Annotated in this window: 21 protein-coding genes; 13 read left to right on the plus strand and 8 right to left on the minus strand. The window is 46.6% G+C overall.

The window, feature by feature from the left end:
• The first annotated feature begins 3 nt into the window (after positions 1 to 3).
• The 3 genes from DBQ51_RS00095 to DBQ51_RS00105 are packed head-to-tail and all read left to right on the plus strand — an operon-like array spanning position 4 to position 1,519.
• Positions 4 to 948, plus strand: a complete 945-nt coding sequence (locus DBQ51_RS00095; RefSeq protein WP_107630388.1) for a hypothetical protein — start codon at positions 4 to 6, stop codon at positions 946 to 948.
• Between the two features lie 2 nt (positions 949 to 950).
• Complete coding sequence (locus DBQ51_RS00100; RefSeq protein ID WP_015529203.1) at positions 951 to 1,157, plus strand: transposon-transfer assisting family protein; 207 nt, start codon at positions 951 to 953, stop codon at positions 1,155 to 1,157.
• Positions 1,154 to 1,519 carry a cysteine-rich VLP domain-containing protein gene (locus DBQ51_RS00105; protein ID WP_107630389.1) on the plus strand — a complete coding sequence of 122 codons (366 nt, stop codon included), beginning with the start codon at positions 1,154 to 1,156 and terminating at the stop codon, positions 1,517 to 1,519. Before DBQ51_RS00100 ends, DBQ51_RS00105 begins: the two co-directional genes overlap by 4 nt.
• A gap of 144 nt (positions 1,520 to 1,663) precedes the next feature.
• Here the strand turns inward: DBQ51_RS00105 and DBQ51_RS00110 are convergent, their stop codons facing one another.
• The 5 genes from DBQ51_RS00110 to DBQ51_RS00130 all read right to left on the minus strand — a co-directional run bounded on the left by DBQ51_RS00110 (position 1,664) and on the right by DBQ51_RS00130 (position 4,572).
• Positions 1,664 to 1,957, minus strand: coding sequence for a hypothetical protein (locus DBQ51_RS00110; protein WP_021423282.1), 294 nt, complete (start codon positions 1,955 to 1,957; stop codon positions 1,664 to 1,666).
• Positions 1,958 to 2,003: 46 nt separating this feature from the next.
• Entirely contained in the window at positions 2,004 to 2,273 is a 270-nt protein-coding gene (locus DBQ51_RS00115) for a helix-turn-helix domain-containing protein (protein WP_107630390.1), read from the minus strand.
• Between the two features lie 60 nt (positions 2,274 to 2,333).
• Positions 2,334 to 3,683 carry a relaxase/mobilization nuclease domain-containing protein gene (locus tag DBQ51_RS00120; protein ID WP_107630391.1) on the minus strand — a complete coding sequence of 450 codons (1,350 nt, stop codon included), beginning with the start codon at positions 3,681 to 3,683 and terminating at the stop codon, positions 2,334 to 2,336.
• Positions 3,644 to 3,973: a plasmid mobilization protein gene (locus DBQ51_RS00125; RefSeq protein ID WP_025578758.1), complete on the minus strand. Its 330-nt coding sequence runs from the start codon at positions 3,971 to 3,973 to the stop codon at positions 3,644 to 3,646. Before DBQ51_RS00125 ends, DBQ51_RS00120 begins: the two co-directional genes overlap by 40 nt.
• A gap of 245 nt (positions 3,974 to 4,218) precedes the next feature.
• Complete coding sequence (locus DBQ51_RS00130; RefSeq protein WP_107630392.1) at positions 4,219 to 4,572, minus strand: helix-turn-helix domain-containing protein; 354 nt, start codon at positions 4,570 to 4,572, stop codon at positions 4,219 to 4,221.
• Between the two features lie 178 nt (positions 4,573 to 4,750).
• Between DBQ51_RS00130 and DBQ51_RS00135 the strand changes: the two genes are divergently transcribed.
• The 10 genes from DBQ51_RS00135 (at position 4,751) to DBQ51_RS00180 (ending at position 12,940) form a co-directional block, all read left to right on the plus strand.
• A complete protein-coding gene (locus tag DBQ51_RS00135; RefSeq protein WP_026649306.1) occupies positions 4,751 to 5,452 on the plus strand; it encodes a lantibiotic protection ABC transporter ATP-binding protein in 702 nt (233 codons plus the stop codon).
• Positions 5,453 to 5,455: 3 nt separating this feature from the next.
• Positions 5,456 to 6,181 carry a lantibiotic immunity ABC transporter MutE/EpiE family permease subunit gene (locus DBQ51_RS00140; RefSeq protein ID WP_107630393.1) on the plus strand — a complete coding sequence of 242 codons (726 nt, stop codon included), beginning with the start codon at positions 5,456 to 5,458 and terminating at the stop codon, positions 6,179 to 6,181.
• 6 nt (positions 6,182 to 6,187) lie between these two features.
• The gene (locus DBQ51_RS00145; protein WP_107630394.1) at positions 6,188 to 6,919 is read left to right on the plus strand and encodes a lantibiotic immunity ABC transporter MutG family permease subunit; all 732 of its coding nucleotides are present in this window, start codon (positions 6,188 to 6,190) and stop codon (positions 6,917 to 6,919) included.
• Complete coding sequence (locus DBQ51_RS00150) at positions 6,912 to 7,727, plus strand: NisI/SpaI family lantibiotic immunity lipoprotein (RefSeq protein WP_107630395.1); 816 nt, start codon at positions 6,912 to 6,914, stop codon at positions 7,725 to 7,727. The genes DBQ51_RS00145 and DBQ51_RS00150 overlap by 8 nt, the downstream gene beginning before the upstream one ends.
• A gap of 61 nt (positions 7,728 to 7,788) precedes the next feature.
• Entirely contained in the window at positions 7,789 to 8,448 is a 660-nt protein-coding gene (locus DBQ51_RS00155; protein ID WP_107630396.1) for a response regulator transcription factor, read from the plus strand.
• Positions 8,439 to 9,803 carry a sensor histidine kinase gene (locus DBQ51_RS00160; protein ID WP_107630397.1) on the plus strand — a complete coding sequence of 455 codons (1,365 nt, stop codon included), beginning with the start codon at positions 8,439 to 8,441 and terminating at the stop codon, positions 9,801 to 9,803. The genes DBQ51_RS00155 and DBQ51_RS00160 overlap by 10 nt, the downstream gene beginning before the upstream one ends.
• Before the next feature lie 561 nt (positions 9,804 to 10,364).
• Entirely contained in the window at positions 10,365 to 10,805 is a 441-nt protein-coding gene (locus tag DBQ51_RS00165) for an RNA polymerase sigma factor (protein WP_107630398.1), read from the plus strand.
• The gene (locus DBQ51_RS00170; protein WP_009905237.1) at positions 10,786 to 11,043 is read left to right on the plus strand and encodes a helix-turn-helix domain-containing protein; all 258 of its coding nucleotides are present in this window, start codon (positions 10,786 to 10,788) and stop codon (positions 11,041 to 11,043) included. Before DBQ51_RS00165 ends, DBQ51_RS00170 begins: the two co-directional genes overlap by 20 nt.
• A gap of 420 nt (positions 11,044 to 11,463) precedes the next feature.
• On the plus strand, positions 11,464 to 11,667 hold the full coding sequence (locus DBQ51_RS00175) for an excisionase (protein ID WP_009905235.1): 204 nt from the start codon (positions 11,464 to 11,466) through the stop codon (positions 11,665 to 11,667).
• Between the two features lie 79 nt (positions 11,668 to 11,746).
• On the plus strand, positions 11,747 to 12,940 hold the full coding sequence (locus DBQ51_RS00180) for a site-specific integrase (RefSeq protein WP_107630399.1): 1,194 nt from the start codon (positions 11,747 to 11,749) through the stop codon (positions 12,938 to 12,940).
• Between the two features lie 393 nt (positions 12,941 to 13,333).
• Here the strand turns inward: DBQ51_RS00180 and DBQ51_RS00185 are convergent, their stop codons facing one another.
• The 3 genes from DBQ51_RS00185 to DBQ51_RS00195 are packed head-to-tail and all read right to left on the minus strand — an operon-like array spanning position 13,334 to position 17,540.
• On the minus strand, positions 13,334 to 13,792 hold the full coding sequence (locus DBQ51_RS00185; RefSeq protein WP_242977782.1) for a hypothetical protein: 459 nt from the start codon (positions 13,790 to 13,792) through the stop codon (positions 13,334 to 13,336).
• Entirely contained in the window at positions 13,789 to 15,327 is a 1,539-nt protein-coding gene (locus tag DBQ51_RS00190) for a Y-family DNA polymerase (RefSeq protein WP_107630400.1), read from the minus strand. Before DBQ51_RS00190 ends, DBQ51_RS00185 begins: the two co-directional genes overlap by 4 nt.
• Positions 15,328 to 15,386: 59 nt before the next feature.
• A complete protein-coding gene (locus DBQ51_RS00195) occupies positions 15,387 to 17,540 on the minus strand; it encodes an ATP-dependent helicase (RefSeq protein WP_107630401.1) in 2,154 nt (717 codons plus the stop codon).
• Between the last annotated feature and the right edge of the window lie 56 nt (positions 17,541 to 17,596).

Here is a 17,596-nt window from a genome sequence, read left to right on the forward strand (position 1 = left end):
CCTATGAAGTTACAAAAATTTGAAAATGTGGACGTTATCGCTTCCCTTGAAGCCATAATGAAACAGAATACCGCTTTTTATCAGAGCGATTTTGACATAGACAAACAGATTTTGCAGAAAGCGGCGGGAAGCCCTATCCCGGAGGACAGACGGCTTTTGTGGTTTTCCCGTCCGTCCGGGACGTGCTGCTTCCGGGAACGGGACGTTTTTCTAAAGGACACAAGGCAGCATAATACATGGCGGTTTTATGGGGAACAGACCTGCGATACTATCCTTGCCTATGCGGTGGAACTGACAGGCAGAGAGCAGGGAAAAATCAAAGGCAACCTTTATGAACTGAATTATCCGCAGCATTTCCGGGAAGTAATCGAAAAATCCATACCCGCCGACAACTACACGCTGATTTATGAGCATGGGGAGCTGACAAAGCCTGCCGGACAATATTTTGACGGGGACACTGACCCGCAGCTTGGAAAGTTTATACGTTTTGAAGCACAGCCAAACAACCCGGAAGCCTTGAAAATCCTTTTAGGGGAACAGAAGAAAAACCGAACACCACATACGCAGGGGGATTTTCAGTTACATATCGCCGCCCTGCATGACAGACGGATTGAAGCAGAAGCCCGCCGGATTGTGGAAAATGTAAAAGGGCTTGGAGAACCGGACAGCCCCGAAAAGACCCATTGTGCGGTAGAACTTTCTCCCTACTTTGTTCCACTGGCAACGGATAAGGATATGGAACGGCTGCTTTCCATGCTCCCTTACAACAGCCTTTCCTTTTCTACGTTGGAGGGCAGGCATGGCGTTTATGCGCTGATAGATAAAAGCGAGAGGAATAAAGAGATGAAACAGTCCCGTCCCTCTGTCCGGGCGCAGTTACAAACAGAAAAATCCCCAAAAGTCCCGAAAAAGACAGCAAAAACAAAACATCACGAATTGGAGGTATGAGCATGATTAGACTGACCGTTGAAGAAATGAACCTGTTGAGTATTTACCATGAGGGAAGCAAAGCACAGCTTATGGAAAATATGACGGCTGCGCTGCCGTTCATGGACGAGGATATGCGCCCCTTTGCAGAACGCACCTTACAGAAAATTTCCCCACTAACAGAAAACGAGTATGCGGAGCTTGCCATTTTCGCCGCTGATGAGGTATGACCGGGGGTAAGCGGCTCACGCCGCCACAGAGCCGGAAAGTCAACAGCCTTGTAAAAAAGGAGTGCTGCAACTGCGAGCGCGGACACTGTATCTTACTGGACGACGGGGAGGAATGTGTCTGCCCGCAGCTTATTTCCTGTTCGCTTTTATGCAAGTGGTTTCAGATTGCCGTACTTCCTCTTGATAAGCTGCTGTATGCAGAGCTTTTCAAAACCGAGGACAAAAAGCGTTGTACCGAGTGCGGCACATTTTTTGTATCAAAATCAAATAGCGTCAAATACTGCCCGGATTGCCGGAAACGCATTACCCGCAGACAGGCAGCGGAGCGCATGAGGAAACGACGTGCGGCGGTTACGCAATAAGGGCGAAAAAAGCCTTGATTTACAGGGCATAAACGGCGTGAAACTGGCATAGGCGATACGGAATACCTTTTCCCTTGAAATCAGGGTTCTACTGCGTAACAATTTAAAATCAGTACCTATAAAAGAACAGGGTGCGGGAGGTCATTACTGGCTTCCTGCGCCCTGTTCTTTTTGTGTCTGACTGTCTTTATCCTGCATTTCCGGTTTCGGCTGTAATTCTTTTTCTATCCGGTTCCGGTAATGGGTTTTCCTGCGGTAAAAATATTTTGTTACTTCCTGTTCCGGCAGCCATATCCCCGCAGCTTCTATCCGTTCCATAACAGCGGCAACGATTTCCCGGTTGTTGCGTTTATGCGGCTCCTGTCCCTTTTCTATCCAAAGGCGGCGGTATTCTTCATAAAGCCATGTACTGATAGTTTCTTTTTGCCGTTGTTTCAAATGTCGAAACTGCTTATCTGTCCGCAGCAGCTTCCCGTCTACCTTTTTATGATTTTTTGTCCCGATTTCTTTTTTCCTCTCTTTCCATTTCTTCAAGGGGAAATTGGGGGAGGGCTTCTATCAGCTTCATTGTGATATACTGGCGCATATCTTCATCAATTTCCAGTTTGAATGTTCCGTCCGGTTGACGTTTCTTTACAGTTGCCTGCCTGTCGATTTCGTCCTTGTAGCACATAAGCACCTTTTCCACCGCCCATGTTTCTCCGGTAACGGCGGCGCGTATGGTTTCATAATCGGGTATCGTTTGGTCTGCCATGTTTTCACGCTCCTGTCTATATTGGAATACCTTTATCCTACCACGCTTTTATAGATATTTCTACTGTAAGCGTTCGGTTTCCCTGCCCCGTTCCGGTTCTTTTTCCAGTCTTAAAATACTGTCTATGTTCTGTTTGATAACGTCGTATTCCTTGACCTGTTTTTTCAACTTGCCATAATCAGTGTAAAGGGCTTCTTTCTGCGCTTGGAGCTTCCCGTATTCTTCCTGCATGGCGGCAAGATTGGGGAGCTTGGTAACACCCGCCGCTTTCAATGCCTTTGCCGCCGCTTCATGGAGTATCAGACTGCTTTCCTGCTTTGCCCGGTATGTGTCCTTATCCTTTGCCCTGCGGTATGCTTCATAGACGTTTTTTGTTTTTTGGTAGGTGGTAACGTGCTTCATCAGCACCGCCATATCTGCAAGACGCTTCTCCACACCCTTTAATGCGTCTGCTGTCTTTTCATTTTCCGCATTTACGTCCTCAATCCGACTGACTAAATCTGCATACTGCTCAATCTTATGTTCCGTCAAGAAATTCATAGTCTTTGCAACCAGTTTCAGATTATGGATTTTCGCCCACTGTTCATAGCCCCGGCTCTCTTGTGCCTTGATACTGTTTTCAATGTCGATAAGCAGCGATACGCCGCGCTGCTCTTCGGGAGCTTTCGCCGCCTTTGTGCGCTTGCCTGCAATCCGTTCTTTGATTGCTTCCTCTGTATAGTCTGCACCGAGGGTTTTTAAGCGGGTAAACCGTTCCTGTCCGGGAGCGCGGCAGGAGATATATTTTCCCGTCTTTATCTCATAGCCCGCTGCCTGTAACCGCTGCAACAATTCTTCAAAACTTGCTACTTGGGGAATAAGCGTATCAACGGCAATTTTCAGCTTGCCTTTCCAACTTGTTCCCGTCTTTTCCGCTTGATATTCCGCATAGCTCTTTCCCTTGCTGCCTTTGCCCGGAACGACGACGGACAGCCCGTTTTCCCGACACAGCTTATCGCTCATATTCCGTATGCCGTAGTAGCTGCGCTTATTGGAATTGTACTTATGGTAGTCAACAAAGTTGACCGCGCAAAAAATGATGTGGTTATGGACATGCCCCTTGTCTATGTGGGTAGTTAGGACGTATTCGTGCTGTCCCTTTGTTGTTGCATCGGCAAGCTGCTTTCCGATTGCATGGGCTTTCTCACAGTCCACCTCTCCCGGTTCAAACGATTGTATCAGATGAAAGGCTAAGTTGTTCCCTTTCTGCCGAGCCTGCGACAAAGTATATTCAAACTCAATATCTGCCGTTTCATAGCTGCACCCAAAGGAGGACACAAGCGTTTTCCCGTCTGTCTTATCCGGGTTTTGGATATAATCAAGGGCTTTGCTCAACGTGCTTTTAATAGGCTTAATCTTTGTAACCGCCATATCTCCGCAAGCACCCCCTTTATTTCTTCTATGTCCTCTTGATAGACGCTGCCTGTCGCATTGACACGCTTTGCAATCTGATTGATGTTGACCCCGATTTTCTGTATCTCCGCTGTCATGGCTTTTATATCGCTATGGTCTGTCTGAATGATATAGCCGTCAATGGCAATCTTGCGAAGATACGCCGCCATGTTTTGGGTAGGGACGAGCTTCATTTTCTGCTCAATCAACGCCCGTTCTTCCTCTGTTACATAGAATTTGATTTGTACTTTTCTTTTGCGTCCGTTCATGCAATCGCTCCTTTCCGTTCCGAGGGTTTGGGACACTTCCCAACAAGCAATTTTCAACCGACGCACCGCAGGGCAAGAGGGCGAAAATACGGAAAAGGGTACTCTTTTCCTATGCTTGCTAAGAAAGTTTTTCCTCACTTATCACTACAACGGAACTCCCAGTATGCCAAAAAAGAGCAAAAGAAAAACGCTGCAATCTGCAAAGATTACAACGCTTCCTAAATCTTATTTAATTTACTGGACATTTATTTGTCCTCTTTTTCGACTTCTGAAATTTCTTTTGCAGTTGCTGTTACAATCCGTATGCCGTTATCGCTCATATCATCAAGCAGAGCGTCAAGCTGCCGCCGCTTTGTATTTTTTTCGGCAGGCGTATCTAAAAGAAACTGGTCTACGGATATATTGTAACGGAGCATAAGCTCAAAAAAGATTTGCAGACTGGGGTGCTGTCCTTTGTTTTCGATATTTGCAAGATAGCGAGGAGAAATATACATTTCATCACTTACCTGTTTGCGGCTTTCTTTGCGCCCCGTCCGCGCAGCTTTTATAGCTTCTCCAAATGCCTTGAAGTCATATTTTTCTACCGGTCTTTTTGCCATATTTATTCACCCAGTTACATTTTACTGTTCCTCTTTCTTCTTGGATATGTTTACACAGTACATATCATTAGCCAAAATATTTCCTATTATGTATTTAAGAAATTCTATATTCTTTATGAAATCTTCAAAATTTGCAGTTATCCTTTTAGCATAATCAAAAGAAAGGACAGTACAAAATATGAGTATAATCTTGAAAACAACAAATCTCTGCAAATCGTTCAACGGGCAGACAGCCGTAAATAACATATCGCTGAACATTGAAAGAAATTCCGTCTATGGATTGTTAGGACCAAACGGAGCCGGAAAATCTACAACACTCAAAATGATAACAGGTATTTTGAGGCCCACATCTGGGAGTATTGAGTTTGACGGCCACGCATGGAAACGCAGCGACTTAAACCATATCGGAGCGTTAATTGAAATGCCGCCGCTTTATGAAAATTTGACCGCCTATGAAAATCTGAAAGTAAGGACTACTATTTTAGGGCTGACAGATAAGCGGATTGACGAAGTGCTGCAAATCGTCCGGCTGACGGAAACAGGCAAGAAAAGAGCCGGACAGTTTTCTCTTGGTATGAAACAGCGTCTTGGAATTGCAGTTGCATTACTAAACAACCCGAAGCTGCTCATACTTGATGAACCAACCAACGGGCTTGACCCGATTGGGATTGAAGAACTTAGAGAGCTTATCCGTTCCTTTCCTGCAAAGGGTATTACCGTTATTTTATCAAGTCATATTCTCTCCGAGGTACAACAGACCGCTGACCACATCGGCATTATTGCGGGCGGCGTCTTAGGTTATGAGGGGAAACTTAATGCAAACGAAAATTTGGAACAGCTTTTTATGGACGTTGTAAAAAGCAATCACAGGGAGGGTTAAGGCATGGACTATCTAAAATCAGAACATTTGAAATTCAAGAGGACAATATCGAACAAACTGATTTTCATTGTTCCGCTAATTACGGCTATTTTTGCGTGGCTTATGGGTGGATATATGGGGTATCAGTACATGACGCTTTACTGGTGGTATGCGTTCCTGCTTCCGGGAGCAATCGCAATTTTGTGTTCTTTGTCACACAGAAAAGAAGAAAACGCCGGGAAATACTATTCAGTATTTTCTATGCCTGTAAATCTTTCGAGATTTGAATTTGCTAAGGGCATTATCTTAGTCGAAAAACTGCTTGTTTCAGCGATATTTTTAGCATTGCTTATTTCTATCAGTAATATCATTGCTCCGGCAACGGCAGTATATTCTCTTTTACACAGCATTACAGGAAGTATCGGAATTATCCTTGCGTCTGTCTGGCAAATCCCTTTGTGTCTGTACTTAGCACGCAAAACGGGAATGTTTGTGCCGATTGTGTTAAATACAATACTTGGGATTGTCCTATCTACTGCTACCGCATTAGGAAATACAATAGCATGGTGGTTTGTACCGTATTGTTGGGCAGCAAAACTGGCAGAGCCACTTATGGGAATTGAAATAAACGGAACTTATGCGGGGAATTGTGGATTTTCTATAGCCATTATGATTTCCATTTCATTGTCAATACTCTTGTTTCTTATTTTATCCTATGCCGACGCAAAGGATTTTTCCAAAGGGAGGTAGACAGAAATGGGTTTTATTTATGCGCTTCGTTCTGAACAGGAAAAAACGAAGCATACATCGTTTTGGGCTATTCATTTTTGTGTACCCGTTATGGGGGCATTGTTATTTCTTGCTTACTATTCCCAGTATGCCAGCACCGAAGACAGTAAAAAGCTCAAAATGATATTGGAAATTACGACAACGTTTTTTCCGTTGTTGATAAGCGTTATTGTTGGTCTGAACGTTGCACTGGAAGAAAAGGCTTCACACTTCCAAACGCTGCTTGCTGTACCAAACAGACACAAAAATATGCTTGCAAAATTAACTTATCTTTATAGTTCAGGGGTATTTGCATTGTTCTTTCTGTTCCTGTTATTTGTGATTGGCATACATCTTTTGGGAATGGCTGATACAGTGCAGCTCGGAATGCTGATTGGAGCCGCCGCCGGGATGGTCTTTTGTAATTTGATAATATACATCTTGCACCTGTTCCTTAGCTTCAAATTTGGATTAGGGTTATCCTTGTTTTGGGGCGTGTTTGAAAGTCTGCAATGTATCTTGTATAGCAATATTGAGCTGAAAGGTGTAGCCCGGTATATCCCCTTTGCATGGTCTATGAATTGGGTACAGGATATTTTGAGCCGACAAATTTTCAACTATGGAACGGAAAAAATATGGATTGCAGCATTAACGACAGGTGGCTTGTTGCTGACCTTATTATGGTTTTCTCATTGGGAAGGACGGAAAAATTATGAATAAAAATAGAAAAATGGTTATCGTCTTGCTGTTTGCTTTTGTTGTATGCTTTTCTCTTGCAGGCTGTACTTTACAGGACAGAATCGAAGAATATTCCAGTGACAAGGAACAATGCTATTTGAATACGGAAAATGTAACACGTTTTTCCTATAAAGGTAACGATTACACCATTTTGGCAGATACCGTATCAAATGGCGGGCTTGGAGAATGGATTGGATATATCCGGCAGCTTGCTGCCATAGACGAGAACGGAAAAATATTGCTGCAAGAAAATGTTGAAACGGTGACTTTTCAATCCTTAGCGGATTTGGCGGAGAAAGCACCAAAAGCCGCTTACATTATTCCTTTTCTCAATGTATATGCGGCTCCTAACGCAGACGATTATCTTATTGTAGATGTAAACGGAGGGTATCATAAAGCTGTTATCAGCAAAAATGTCAAAGATAGCGATACTGTTTTTGATTTTAAGAAAACAGAAGAATCTATAAATGACAGCTTTGAAGTCAATCCAGAAAATGCGACACAGCTTCTTTGGGGCGGGGCGGTTTATCAAGTAACGTCTGATATGGTATCAGATGATGAATTAGGCAGCTACATTGATATTCTTGCTGAAAGTGTTACATTCGATACAGAAACGAAAATCCCTTTGTCAAAAGAAGATTTAAGCAAGATTGACTGGTACGGGGAAAATGCCGGACAGGGGCGAGAGTGTTGGTTTTACACAGATGTCTATGAGATTTACGGAACCGATAAAGCGGAAGCTGTTGCGGTCGAGGTAAATAATAACTACTATATTGCAAAGCGACAATGACAGCTTTCCTGCCCTTGTAGCTTGTGCTATACTAAAAAGGACAACGAAAGGAGGCAACAATATGGCGGCAATCCTTATGATTGATGATGAACGGGCTATTTTAGAGCTTGTCAAAAACGGGCTGCAAAAGGACGGACATTTCGTGACCGCTTATACCTCTGCCGCACAAGTACCACTTGATAAGCTGAACAGATATGACTTGATTATACTGGATATTATGATGCCAGATGTAGACGGCTTTTCCTATTGTGATAAAATTCGTTCCCTTGTAGACTGTCCTATTCTTTTTCTGACAGCAAAGACAATGGAGCATGACATCACATTTGGGCTTGGTCTGGGAGCAGACGACTATCTGACAAAACCATTTCGCATTGCAGAATTGCGGGCGAGAGTAAACGCCCACTTACGGCGTGAACGTAGGGAACGACATACCGCACTTACCTTTGACCGCATAAAAATTGATTTATCTGCAAAAGAATTACGGGTGGATAACACGCCTGTTGCCTTAACGAAAAGCGAATATCTGATTTGTGAATATCTTGCAAGGAATAAAGGACAGGTATTTTCAAAAGAACAAATTTACGAAGCTGTTTTCAGCTTAGAGGGCGACAGTGATAATTCTACAATTTCTACTCATATCAAGAATATCCGGTCAAAATTGAACAAACTGGATATTCAGCCGATAGCGACAGTCTGGGGGATTGGGTATAAATGGGAATGAAAAAAACAACATCACTGAAAGCGTCTTTTTGGAAATTCTTATGTATGCTGCTGATTGGACTAATAGGTGCGGTGGCAATACCATTCAGTCTTATTTTAGCCGGAACCAGTACAGAGCTTATTACCTATGCGGATTATTCAGAACGCATCACAAAAAACCTTGCTCCTGTTATTGCCGCAACGCCGGATTTGGCAGATGTGCAGCTTCCTATGGGCTGTAAATATTTGGTGCTGGATAAAAATTATCAAGTGACGGAAACGACCTTAGAGGGTGACGATTTGGACCGGGCTATGGAATACGCAATATCCGGGAAGATAAATACAAACCTCAACAAACAGTATTTGCTTGTGACCCGCGAAAATGAATATGTGGTGCTGCAATATTACATAGGTTCACAGTTTACAAATGAATGGCTTTATGAGCATTTTCCCTCACCGGAAATTCTACTTTATATTTTTATAGCAATCAACTGTATTGCAGTATGCGTGATATTGACAGCGAAGTTTGCAAAAAATATGAGGACGCAGCTCTCCCCACTTTTTGAAGCGACAAGGCAGGTAGCAGAACAAAATCTTGGTTTTGAAGTGGGACATTCAAAAATCAAAGAATTTGAGGATGTACTTTGTTCTTTTGCAAATATGAAAGATAATCTGAAAATATCTTTAGAGAAGCAATGGAACGCGGAACAGTTACAGAGAGAACAGATTGCAGCACTCGCTCACGATTTGAAAACACCTCTGACCGTCATTCAAGGAAATATTGATTTGATAAATGAAACGGAGCTTGACGACGAACAACGTCTATATGCGGGTTACATCACTGAAAGCTCCGAGCGGATAGGCATTTATATTAAAGCGTTAATTGACATTTCCCAGACAGTCGCCGGGTATCAGCTTCATTTGGAGAGATTTGATATAGCTGATTACATGGGCCAGATTGAAGCGCAGGCAAGCTCTTTATGCCTTACCAAAGGAATTTGTCTGCAACTGGAAACGGGGGTTAACCTGGGTACACTCAAGGCGGATAAGCTGCTGTTGGAACGGGCAATTATGAACGTGATAAGCAATGCGTTAGACTATTCTCCACCACAGGGGACAATTTATGTAACGGTGCAAAAAACTGACTGCTTTTTGCATATATCTATAACGGACGAGGGAGGCGGCTTCACGCCGGAGGCCCTACATCATGCACAGGAACAGTTTTTCATGGGCGACAAAAGCCGTACTTCTAATATGCACTTTGGTATGGGACTTTATATCACAAGCAGCATTATCAAGCAACATGGCGGGCAGCTTGTTTTAAGCAATTCTAAAAAGACTGGCGGCGCACAGGTTATTATCAAAATTCCATATTAAAAGTAGTGGGCGGTACTGCGGTATCGCTCATTATTTTTTCAAATCTTTATGAAATCTACAAACTTTCCATATAGCATATAGGTAAAGAATAGAACTACAATCTGCCGGACGACGGCAAAAGAAAAAAAGCCGTCGCAAAGCAGAGGTATCTTCACGCGCTATTTCTAAATTACGGCGGCTTTGATTTTCAGAGCCGCCGCTTTCTTTTTGCCTATCGGCAAGTCTACGACGACCCGAACACTGTAAAAAAACGGCGGCTAATGGAGGTAGCCGCCATGATATATAGAGCGTATCGACAAAGTACGACACCTTTCAGCTTATCAAAAAAAGCCCGACCGCCACCGGGGATATTTCTATCCTTAGATATGAACTATCAAATCATCTAAATACTTTTTATTATTCCTATGCGCCTGTCTGCCGTTTGCAGATGGGCGCATTTTGCATTTTACAGAAGATTTTTCAAAGAAATTTTCGCTTTCGTCCGGCGTTTGAAAAAGTCGTCTGTATTATCCCGCGAAAAGGGGAGGTACTACCGCCTTTCGGCAGAAAGGAGGTGATTACATGGAACCTAATCGCAGAGAATTTCAGAAGCAATGTGTCTTTCAAAGTTTCTGTAAACGGGTGCTACACAACGAAGCCTGTAACGCCCATGATGAAATCCGGCGACGCAGGAAACGGGAAGTTTCTTTTTGTGACCTTGCCTTGCATGAGGAACGGCAGCTTTACACTACGGATAAATATTTTCAAGCTGAAACAGCCGAGCCGACTTATCAAATGGCAGGAAAAGAAATAACCCCGAAGTTATTGCTTGAAGCAATACGCACCCTGCCGGAAGAAAAGAGAACTGCTATACTTCTGTACTATTTCGAGGGCATGACTGACGTGGAAATCGGAAAAATGTTCAATACGTCGCGCAGCACGATACAGTACAGACGGACAAGCTCTTTTGAACTGTTAAAGAAATATTTGGAGGAACACGCTAATGAATGGAACGAATGGTAATCAAAACGACTACCCGGAAAATGCCCTTGTTCCCTATCCCGTTATTTTGGCGGCGAGCAAAGGCGACCCGGACGCTATGAAAATGGTCTTGCAGCATTTCAGCGGCTACATAGCAAGTCTTTCCATGCGGAAGCTCTACGATGAGCGCGGCAATGTCTATTATGGCGTTGACGAGGATATTCGGGAACGGCTGCAAGCAAGACTGATGAGGGCTATCCTCACTTTTCGGGCTGAATAACCTACGCGATATTGGAACGCTTCTTTCCCCTTTTCCGTTCCATACCGCAAGACAGCCCCCTGCTCTTTGATAAAGAAAGCGGCGCAATAGAACGGCGACGCAGCATAAGGCAAATCGGATACGTTCCTTTTGTGCCGAGCCATGCGGTGGGTACGCCATGACCTTTCTCTTAATAGAAAAGCGAGCGAGAAATACCACACCGTAAAGCAGGGATAGCAGCCTGCGGGCGATAACACACAGAATACATAATGATACTTCCTTATAGCCATAGTCCGAGCGTTAGAAGCGTCGCAGGCAATGGGTAGGGCTTCGGCAGACCGCCGGAGGGGTGCAAGTCCCATGAGGTTACGCTAATAGCCGTCCGATTAAAGCCTATGTTACAGATTGATTTTTGACCCATTAAGAAAGGGGGACGACAAATTGAACAATAACGACGTGCCGATTTGGGAAAAGTACACGCTTACCATAGAAGAAGCAGCAAAATATTTTCGTATCGGAGAAAGCAAGCTGCGGAAACTGGCAGAAGAAAATCCCGTCCCGGACTGGGTAATGATGAACGGAAACCGTATTCAGATTAAGCGGAAGCAATTTGAAAAAATGATTGATACGGTGGACGCAATCTGATAGTGAAATCGAGCCTTGAATGTGGTACAATATAGTCAAGCATATCAAGGCTCTTTCCATTATGGAAAGGAGCATAACGATGTCGGAAAAAAGACGGGATAATAAAAATCGTATTCTCCGCACCGGAGAGAGCCAGAGAAAAGACGGGAGATATGCCTACAAATATATAGATACCTTTGGGAAACCGCAGTTTGTGTATTCTTGGAAGTTAGTACCTACGGACAAAACCCCGGCAGGAAAACGCGACGATATAGCGTTGAGGGAAAAAGAGAAAGAAATCCAAAAAGACCTTGACGACGGTATCGACCATATCGGAAAGAAAATGACGGTCTGCCAACTTTATGCAAAGCAGATACGCCATCGGGCAAATGTGCGGTATGGTACAAAGCAGGGGCGAAAACAGCTCATGCGGATTTTGCAGGAGGATAAACTTGGAGCCTGCCGGATTGAAAATGTGAAGCTCTCCGACGCAAAGGAATGGGCGTTACGCATGAAAGAAAAAGGTTACGGCTTCAAGACTATCAACAACCACAAGCGTTCATTAAAGGCTGCCTTTTACACAGCTATACAGGACGATTGTATTCGTAAAAATCCGTTTGACTTCCAGTTGAACACCGTTCTTGAAGATGATACGGAACCAAAGGAACCTCTATCCCCTACGCAAGAAGCGGCTTTCCTGTCCTTTGTGCAGCATGATAAAGTCTATCAGAAATACTATGACGAGATTATCATACTATTAGGGACAGGACTTCGTATTTCGGAACTCTGCGGACTGACGGAAGCTGACATTGACTTAGAGAAACAGCTTATCAATGTAGACCACCAACTTTTGAAGATTGCAGACGTGGGCTACTATGTGGAAACGCCTAAGACAAAAAGCGGCAACCGGGTTATTCCTATGAGTGAAAAAGTGTTGGAAGCATTTCAGCGGGTGCTGAACAAGCGGAAATATGCACAGCCTGTTATTTTGGAGGGCTACACAAAGTTTCTGTTCCTTAATCGGAACGGCTTGCCAAAAGTGGCAGTCAACTATGAAAGTATGTTCCGGGGGCTTGTAAGGAAATACAACAAAATGCAAAAGGTAGCATTGCCAAAGGTAATGACACCGCACACCTTACGCCACACATTCTGCACCACGTTAGCAAATGCGGGAATGAACCCTAAAGCATTGCAGTACATCATGGGACATTCCAACATCAATATGACGCTGAACTATTACGCGCATACGACTTCCGAAACGTCGATAACAGAAATGAAGCGGTTGATTGCATAAGTAGTAAACGGAGAATTTACTACTCCACATACTACTTTTGAACACAAAAACATACGGGGATATAAAAAGATTTGAGAGTATCTTCCACAATGAAAAATGCCGGAAAAGCCTGTAACAATAGGCTATACCGGCATATAAGAACTTTTGAAAAGATAATCAAAAATTACTTTGTGATTTCATATAAAAAACGAAAAAAACAGTTTTAATGTGCGAATTATCCGTTTGTGTTTTGCCATGCCGTTCCTATGAATATGTGTGAAACGCGGCACTGGATACCGGTGTGGCGGCAAAATGCAGCAGGCTCGACGGCGTATCCATAGCAGCCGGTTAGGTCTGCAGTAATGGAAAAACGGGACAGAAAAAGATTGTCTGTTGGGGAGAATGTGTTTCCATCTATATATCGACGCCGCGGAATAAGGGGCTTTCGATTGCGAGGAGGTCGTCGATCGCAATAACAGTGCCATCCATCAATAGAATCTTTCTTTCATGCTCGTTAAACCTTTTGATTGTACCGGATACTGTGGCGTAAGCGCCGCCCTCTTTTTTTCTGTCTGGGATGAAATAGGTGACGGCGATATGCGGATGCTGACCGGAACGCTCCCGCAGGAGCCGTAGCCGCCTATCGATCACGGCTTTTTCGTTTTCGTCCAGATCAATCTTCCGGTCGGTGAGCCGTGCTGTCTCCTTTAGCGTATCGCCATGCCCTGTCAGCGCGGCGAACGGGGCGAACTGCGCGGCACGGTCCAGCATCGGCATGGAGGGATGCTTTAAAGACCTGTGATGCGGCCGTTTGAGGATATCGTCATACCGGCGGATTTTGTCCGCCTGCCCATAACGGTTTACGCCTTTCACGCCCGATGCCCTCCGATCTGGCAGTTGCGCTCCCTCGCGGTAGCGGATTCCTGTAGGCTGGTGCCTTTCAGAATCGCGTTTTTGCCATGTTTGCTTTTGATGGATAACACAGCCTGCTGCATTTTCCTTTCCCGCGCTAACAGGGCGTCCTGCTGCCGGCGCTGCTGCGACAATACGTTATAATCGGTGAAAAGATCAAGCTGCTCGAAAGTCGGCTGGTGTATCGCCGCATCTTCTTCAAGCACATGGTTTGCGGACAGGTAGATCCGCCGTATGGTAAGCGTTTTGTTTACAATGCGGTCGTACAGTTCCAGAACGGCATTGGAGATAAGATGCGCGGAGAAGGTATGCCGGTCCAGGTTGGCGGTTCCGTGCGCATGCTTGGGGATTGTCCGTCCATAGCGGTCTGCGGTGACTGCACCGTGATACGCCCGACGCGTTTCAGGATGGGTCAGGTTTTCCCGATCATATCCGACGGTCAGGACGATCTGGTCGATGACGAGCCTGCGTCCGACCAGGTCGAGCGCGAGCAGATCTGCCATTTCCTGCACCACCAGCCTGGCCTGTGAAAAGCTGTAGGGGGATTTCAATACCTGCCCCGAAGAAATGCTTTTCGAGGAGGGGCGGTACCTTTTGATATCCGCGATGGTGCAGGGCTCCCAGCCCCATGCGTGGTCGATCAGCAGCTCCGCATTGATGCCGAACATCTGATAGAGCAGGTCTTCGTTATAATAATCATTCGGCTTGCCGAGGGAGCAGCGCGCGATATCGCCCATAGTGTATATCCCGTGCTGCGCCAGCTTTCTGGCGTAGCCCCGCCCCACACGCCAGAAATCGGTCAGAGGCTGATGCCGCCATAGCAGGCGACGGTAAGTGATTTCATTCAGGCGCGCAATGCGCACTCCCTTGCTGTCCGGCCGGATATGCTTTGCGACGATATCCATGGCGACCTTGGACAGATAAAGGTTGGTTCCGATTCCAGCGGTCACAGTAATACCGGTCGTCTGCAGCACATCGCGGGCGATCATCGACGCAAGCTCACGCGCGGAAAGCCCGTAATAGGGCAGGTAGTCTGTCGCGTCGATAAATACCTCGTCTATGGAATAAACATGGATATCTTCGGGTGCGATATATTTCAGATAGAGCTGGTAGATTCGGGCGCTCCATTCAATATAGTGCGCCATTTGAGGCGGCGCTGTGATAAACCCAACCGCCAGTGACGGGGAGGCCTTCAGTACGGTATCGTCGCAGGATTCACCGGCCAGGATATGGTTGGGCGCGTTTTGCCTCCGGTTGCGGTTGACCTCCCCGACCCGCTGCAGCACTTCAAACAGGCGCGCCCTGCCGGCGATCCCGTAAGCCTTGAGGGAGGGGGATACCGCAAGGCAGATCGTTTTTGCCGTCCGGCTGGCGTCCGCTACGACGAGATTGGTTGTCAGCGGGTCAAGGCCACGCTCCACACATTCGACCGCGGCGTAAAATGATTTCAAGTCGATCGCGATATAGGTGCGCTCTTGGGGGGTATCTGTCGACATATTCTCACCTCACAGGCAAAGGGGGATGGGGATAAAAAGGCGGCTGCGCTCCCAGCGCGCTAAAGCGGTGTGATCCGGACGCGGAAGGAGATGCTGCGCGGCGTTGGGATATCGTCGAACTGAACGGTGTAGGTGGAAGCTTCCCGATCGATGGCAAGGATGGCGCCGTCGCCAAAAATAGGATGCGAGATCCGCTGTCCCGCTGAAAAAGAAGGGCCGGCCGCCAAGGCGCTGAGCTGACGCTGGTGAAAGCGGATATGGTCCGAGGCTTCGGCCACAAGGCTTTCCGGAAGCTCGGCGGTATACTGTAGCAGCAGGCGGTCGATATCGAAAACGAAGCGGGAGGGGATGCGGGAGGAGCCATCTATGTTGCGGCCTGCATTGTCCGATAGGAACAGCCCGCCTTCCGCGCGGGTCATGGCGACAAAAGCGAGCCGCCGCTCCTCCTCCATGGCCGGCAGGGTTTTCGTTTTGACAGAGGGGAACACGCCCTCGCAAAGCGAACAGAGGAAAACATACGGGAATTCCAGCCCCTTTGCCGTATGGACGGTCATCATTTTAACGGTATTGCGCCGCTCCGATGTATCGCTGTTGGAAAAAAGCGCGACATGGGAAAGATAATCCTCCAAAGTACATTCTTCGCCGCAGGCGGCTTCATATTCATAGATGGACTGCTTCAGCTCCGCCAAATTATCCAGCCGGTCCTGATTGCCCTCCGTCCGCAGCATTTCCTCATAGCCGCTCCGGTTGAGCAGCATGCCGAGAACCTCGGAGACAGGCTTGCCGGCATATCTGGCCGCGGTTTCCTCAATCAACTGGATGAACGGGCGCGCTTTCGTGTTTCGGAACAGTTCGTCTTCCAAACAACGATGCAGCGCTTCGTACAGCGAGCAGCCGTTTTGTTCCGCATAGAGCTTCAGGAAGCGCATCCGCTTTTCACCGAGGTTTCGTTTGGGGGTATTGACAATACGCTGGAAAGAAAGGTCGTCCCGATAGGCCGTCATGCGGAGGTAAGAGAGTGCGTCCTTGATCTCTTTCCGGTCAAAAAACTGCGCGCCGCTGTATATAACATAGGGAAGCTTGCGCCTGCGAAAGACTTCTTCCAAGGTTCGCGTTACATAATGCGCACGGTAAAGGATTGTAATATCCTGATAAGGGACGCCCTGCTGCTCCAGCTCCGCGATTTTTGCGGCGATCCATTCCGCCTCCTGCTCCGCGGATTCCGCATGGTGAAAAAACACCGGACCGCTATCCGGCAAAGTCGAGAGGAGTTCCTTTTTGATGCGGTGGACATTTTTGGAGATCAGGGAATTGGCTGCCCGCAGGATTTGCGGGGAGGAACGGTAGTTCTGCATCATCATGATGGTTTTGCAGTTCGGAAACGCTTTGTCAAAATCCAGCAGGTATTTTACATTGGCGCCGCGCCAGGTATAGATCGTCTGATCGGGGTCCCCGACGATGAACAGGTTCCTGTGATAGCCGCAGAGTACGCACATCAGCTTATACTGCAGCTCGTCGATATCCTGGAATTCATCGATCATTATATATTCCAAGCGCCTTTGCCATTTCAGACGGATGCCGGCGTCCTGCTCAAAAAGATACAGCGTAAATTTGATCAGATCGTTATAATCTAGGCCAAAGCACTTTTTTTCCTGATACAGATAGCCGTAAAAAATGATATCCTCCACAGCGGCGGCAGAGAGATATTTCTCGCGCAGCCCCTCCAGCGGCATGGCCAGCATATCCTGGTAATAGTCCGGCTCCTGAAACAGCTTGCGTATTTCGATCATATCCCGCGCCCTGCTGAACGTCATATGGCGCAGGGTGAGGTTTCGTTCCTCATAAACGGTTTGCAGCATGGTGTCGATATCCGAATTATCCAGCACGAGGAAGCGCTTGGGATACTGCACGGCATGGCTGTCCTCCTGCAAAACGGATACGCAAAAGCTGTGAAAGGTGCAGATATAGCCTGCGTCGCTATCTCCGGTAAGCTGGCGGATTCGCTGACGCATTTCACCCGCTGATTTATTCGTAAAGGTAACGCACAGAATATTGCCGGGCAGGATGCCAGCTTCGTTTACCAGATAGGCAAACCGGTGCGCGAGCGCGCGCGTCTTTCCGGAGCCGGCGCCCGCAACGACGCGGATCAGGCCCTCGGTCGTTGTGACCGCCTCACGCTGCGCGGCGTTTAAGTTTTTCAGGACATCCTGCATAGCGACCCCACCTTTTTTCTGTTGCGTGTGCGGGCGTCCGGCGGCTTCCGCACCCG

The sequence above is a fragment of the Agathobaculum massiliense genome, from assembly GCF_900291975.1.
Lineage (GTDB): Bacteria > Bacillota > Clostridia > Oscillospirales > Butyricicoccaceae > Agathobaculum > Agathobaculum ammoniilyticum.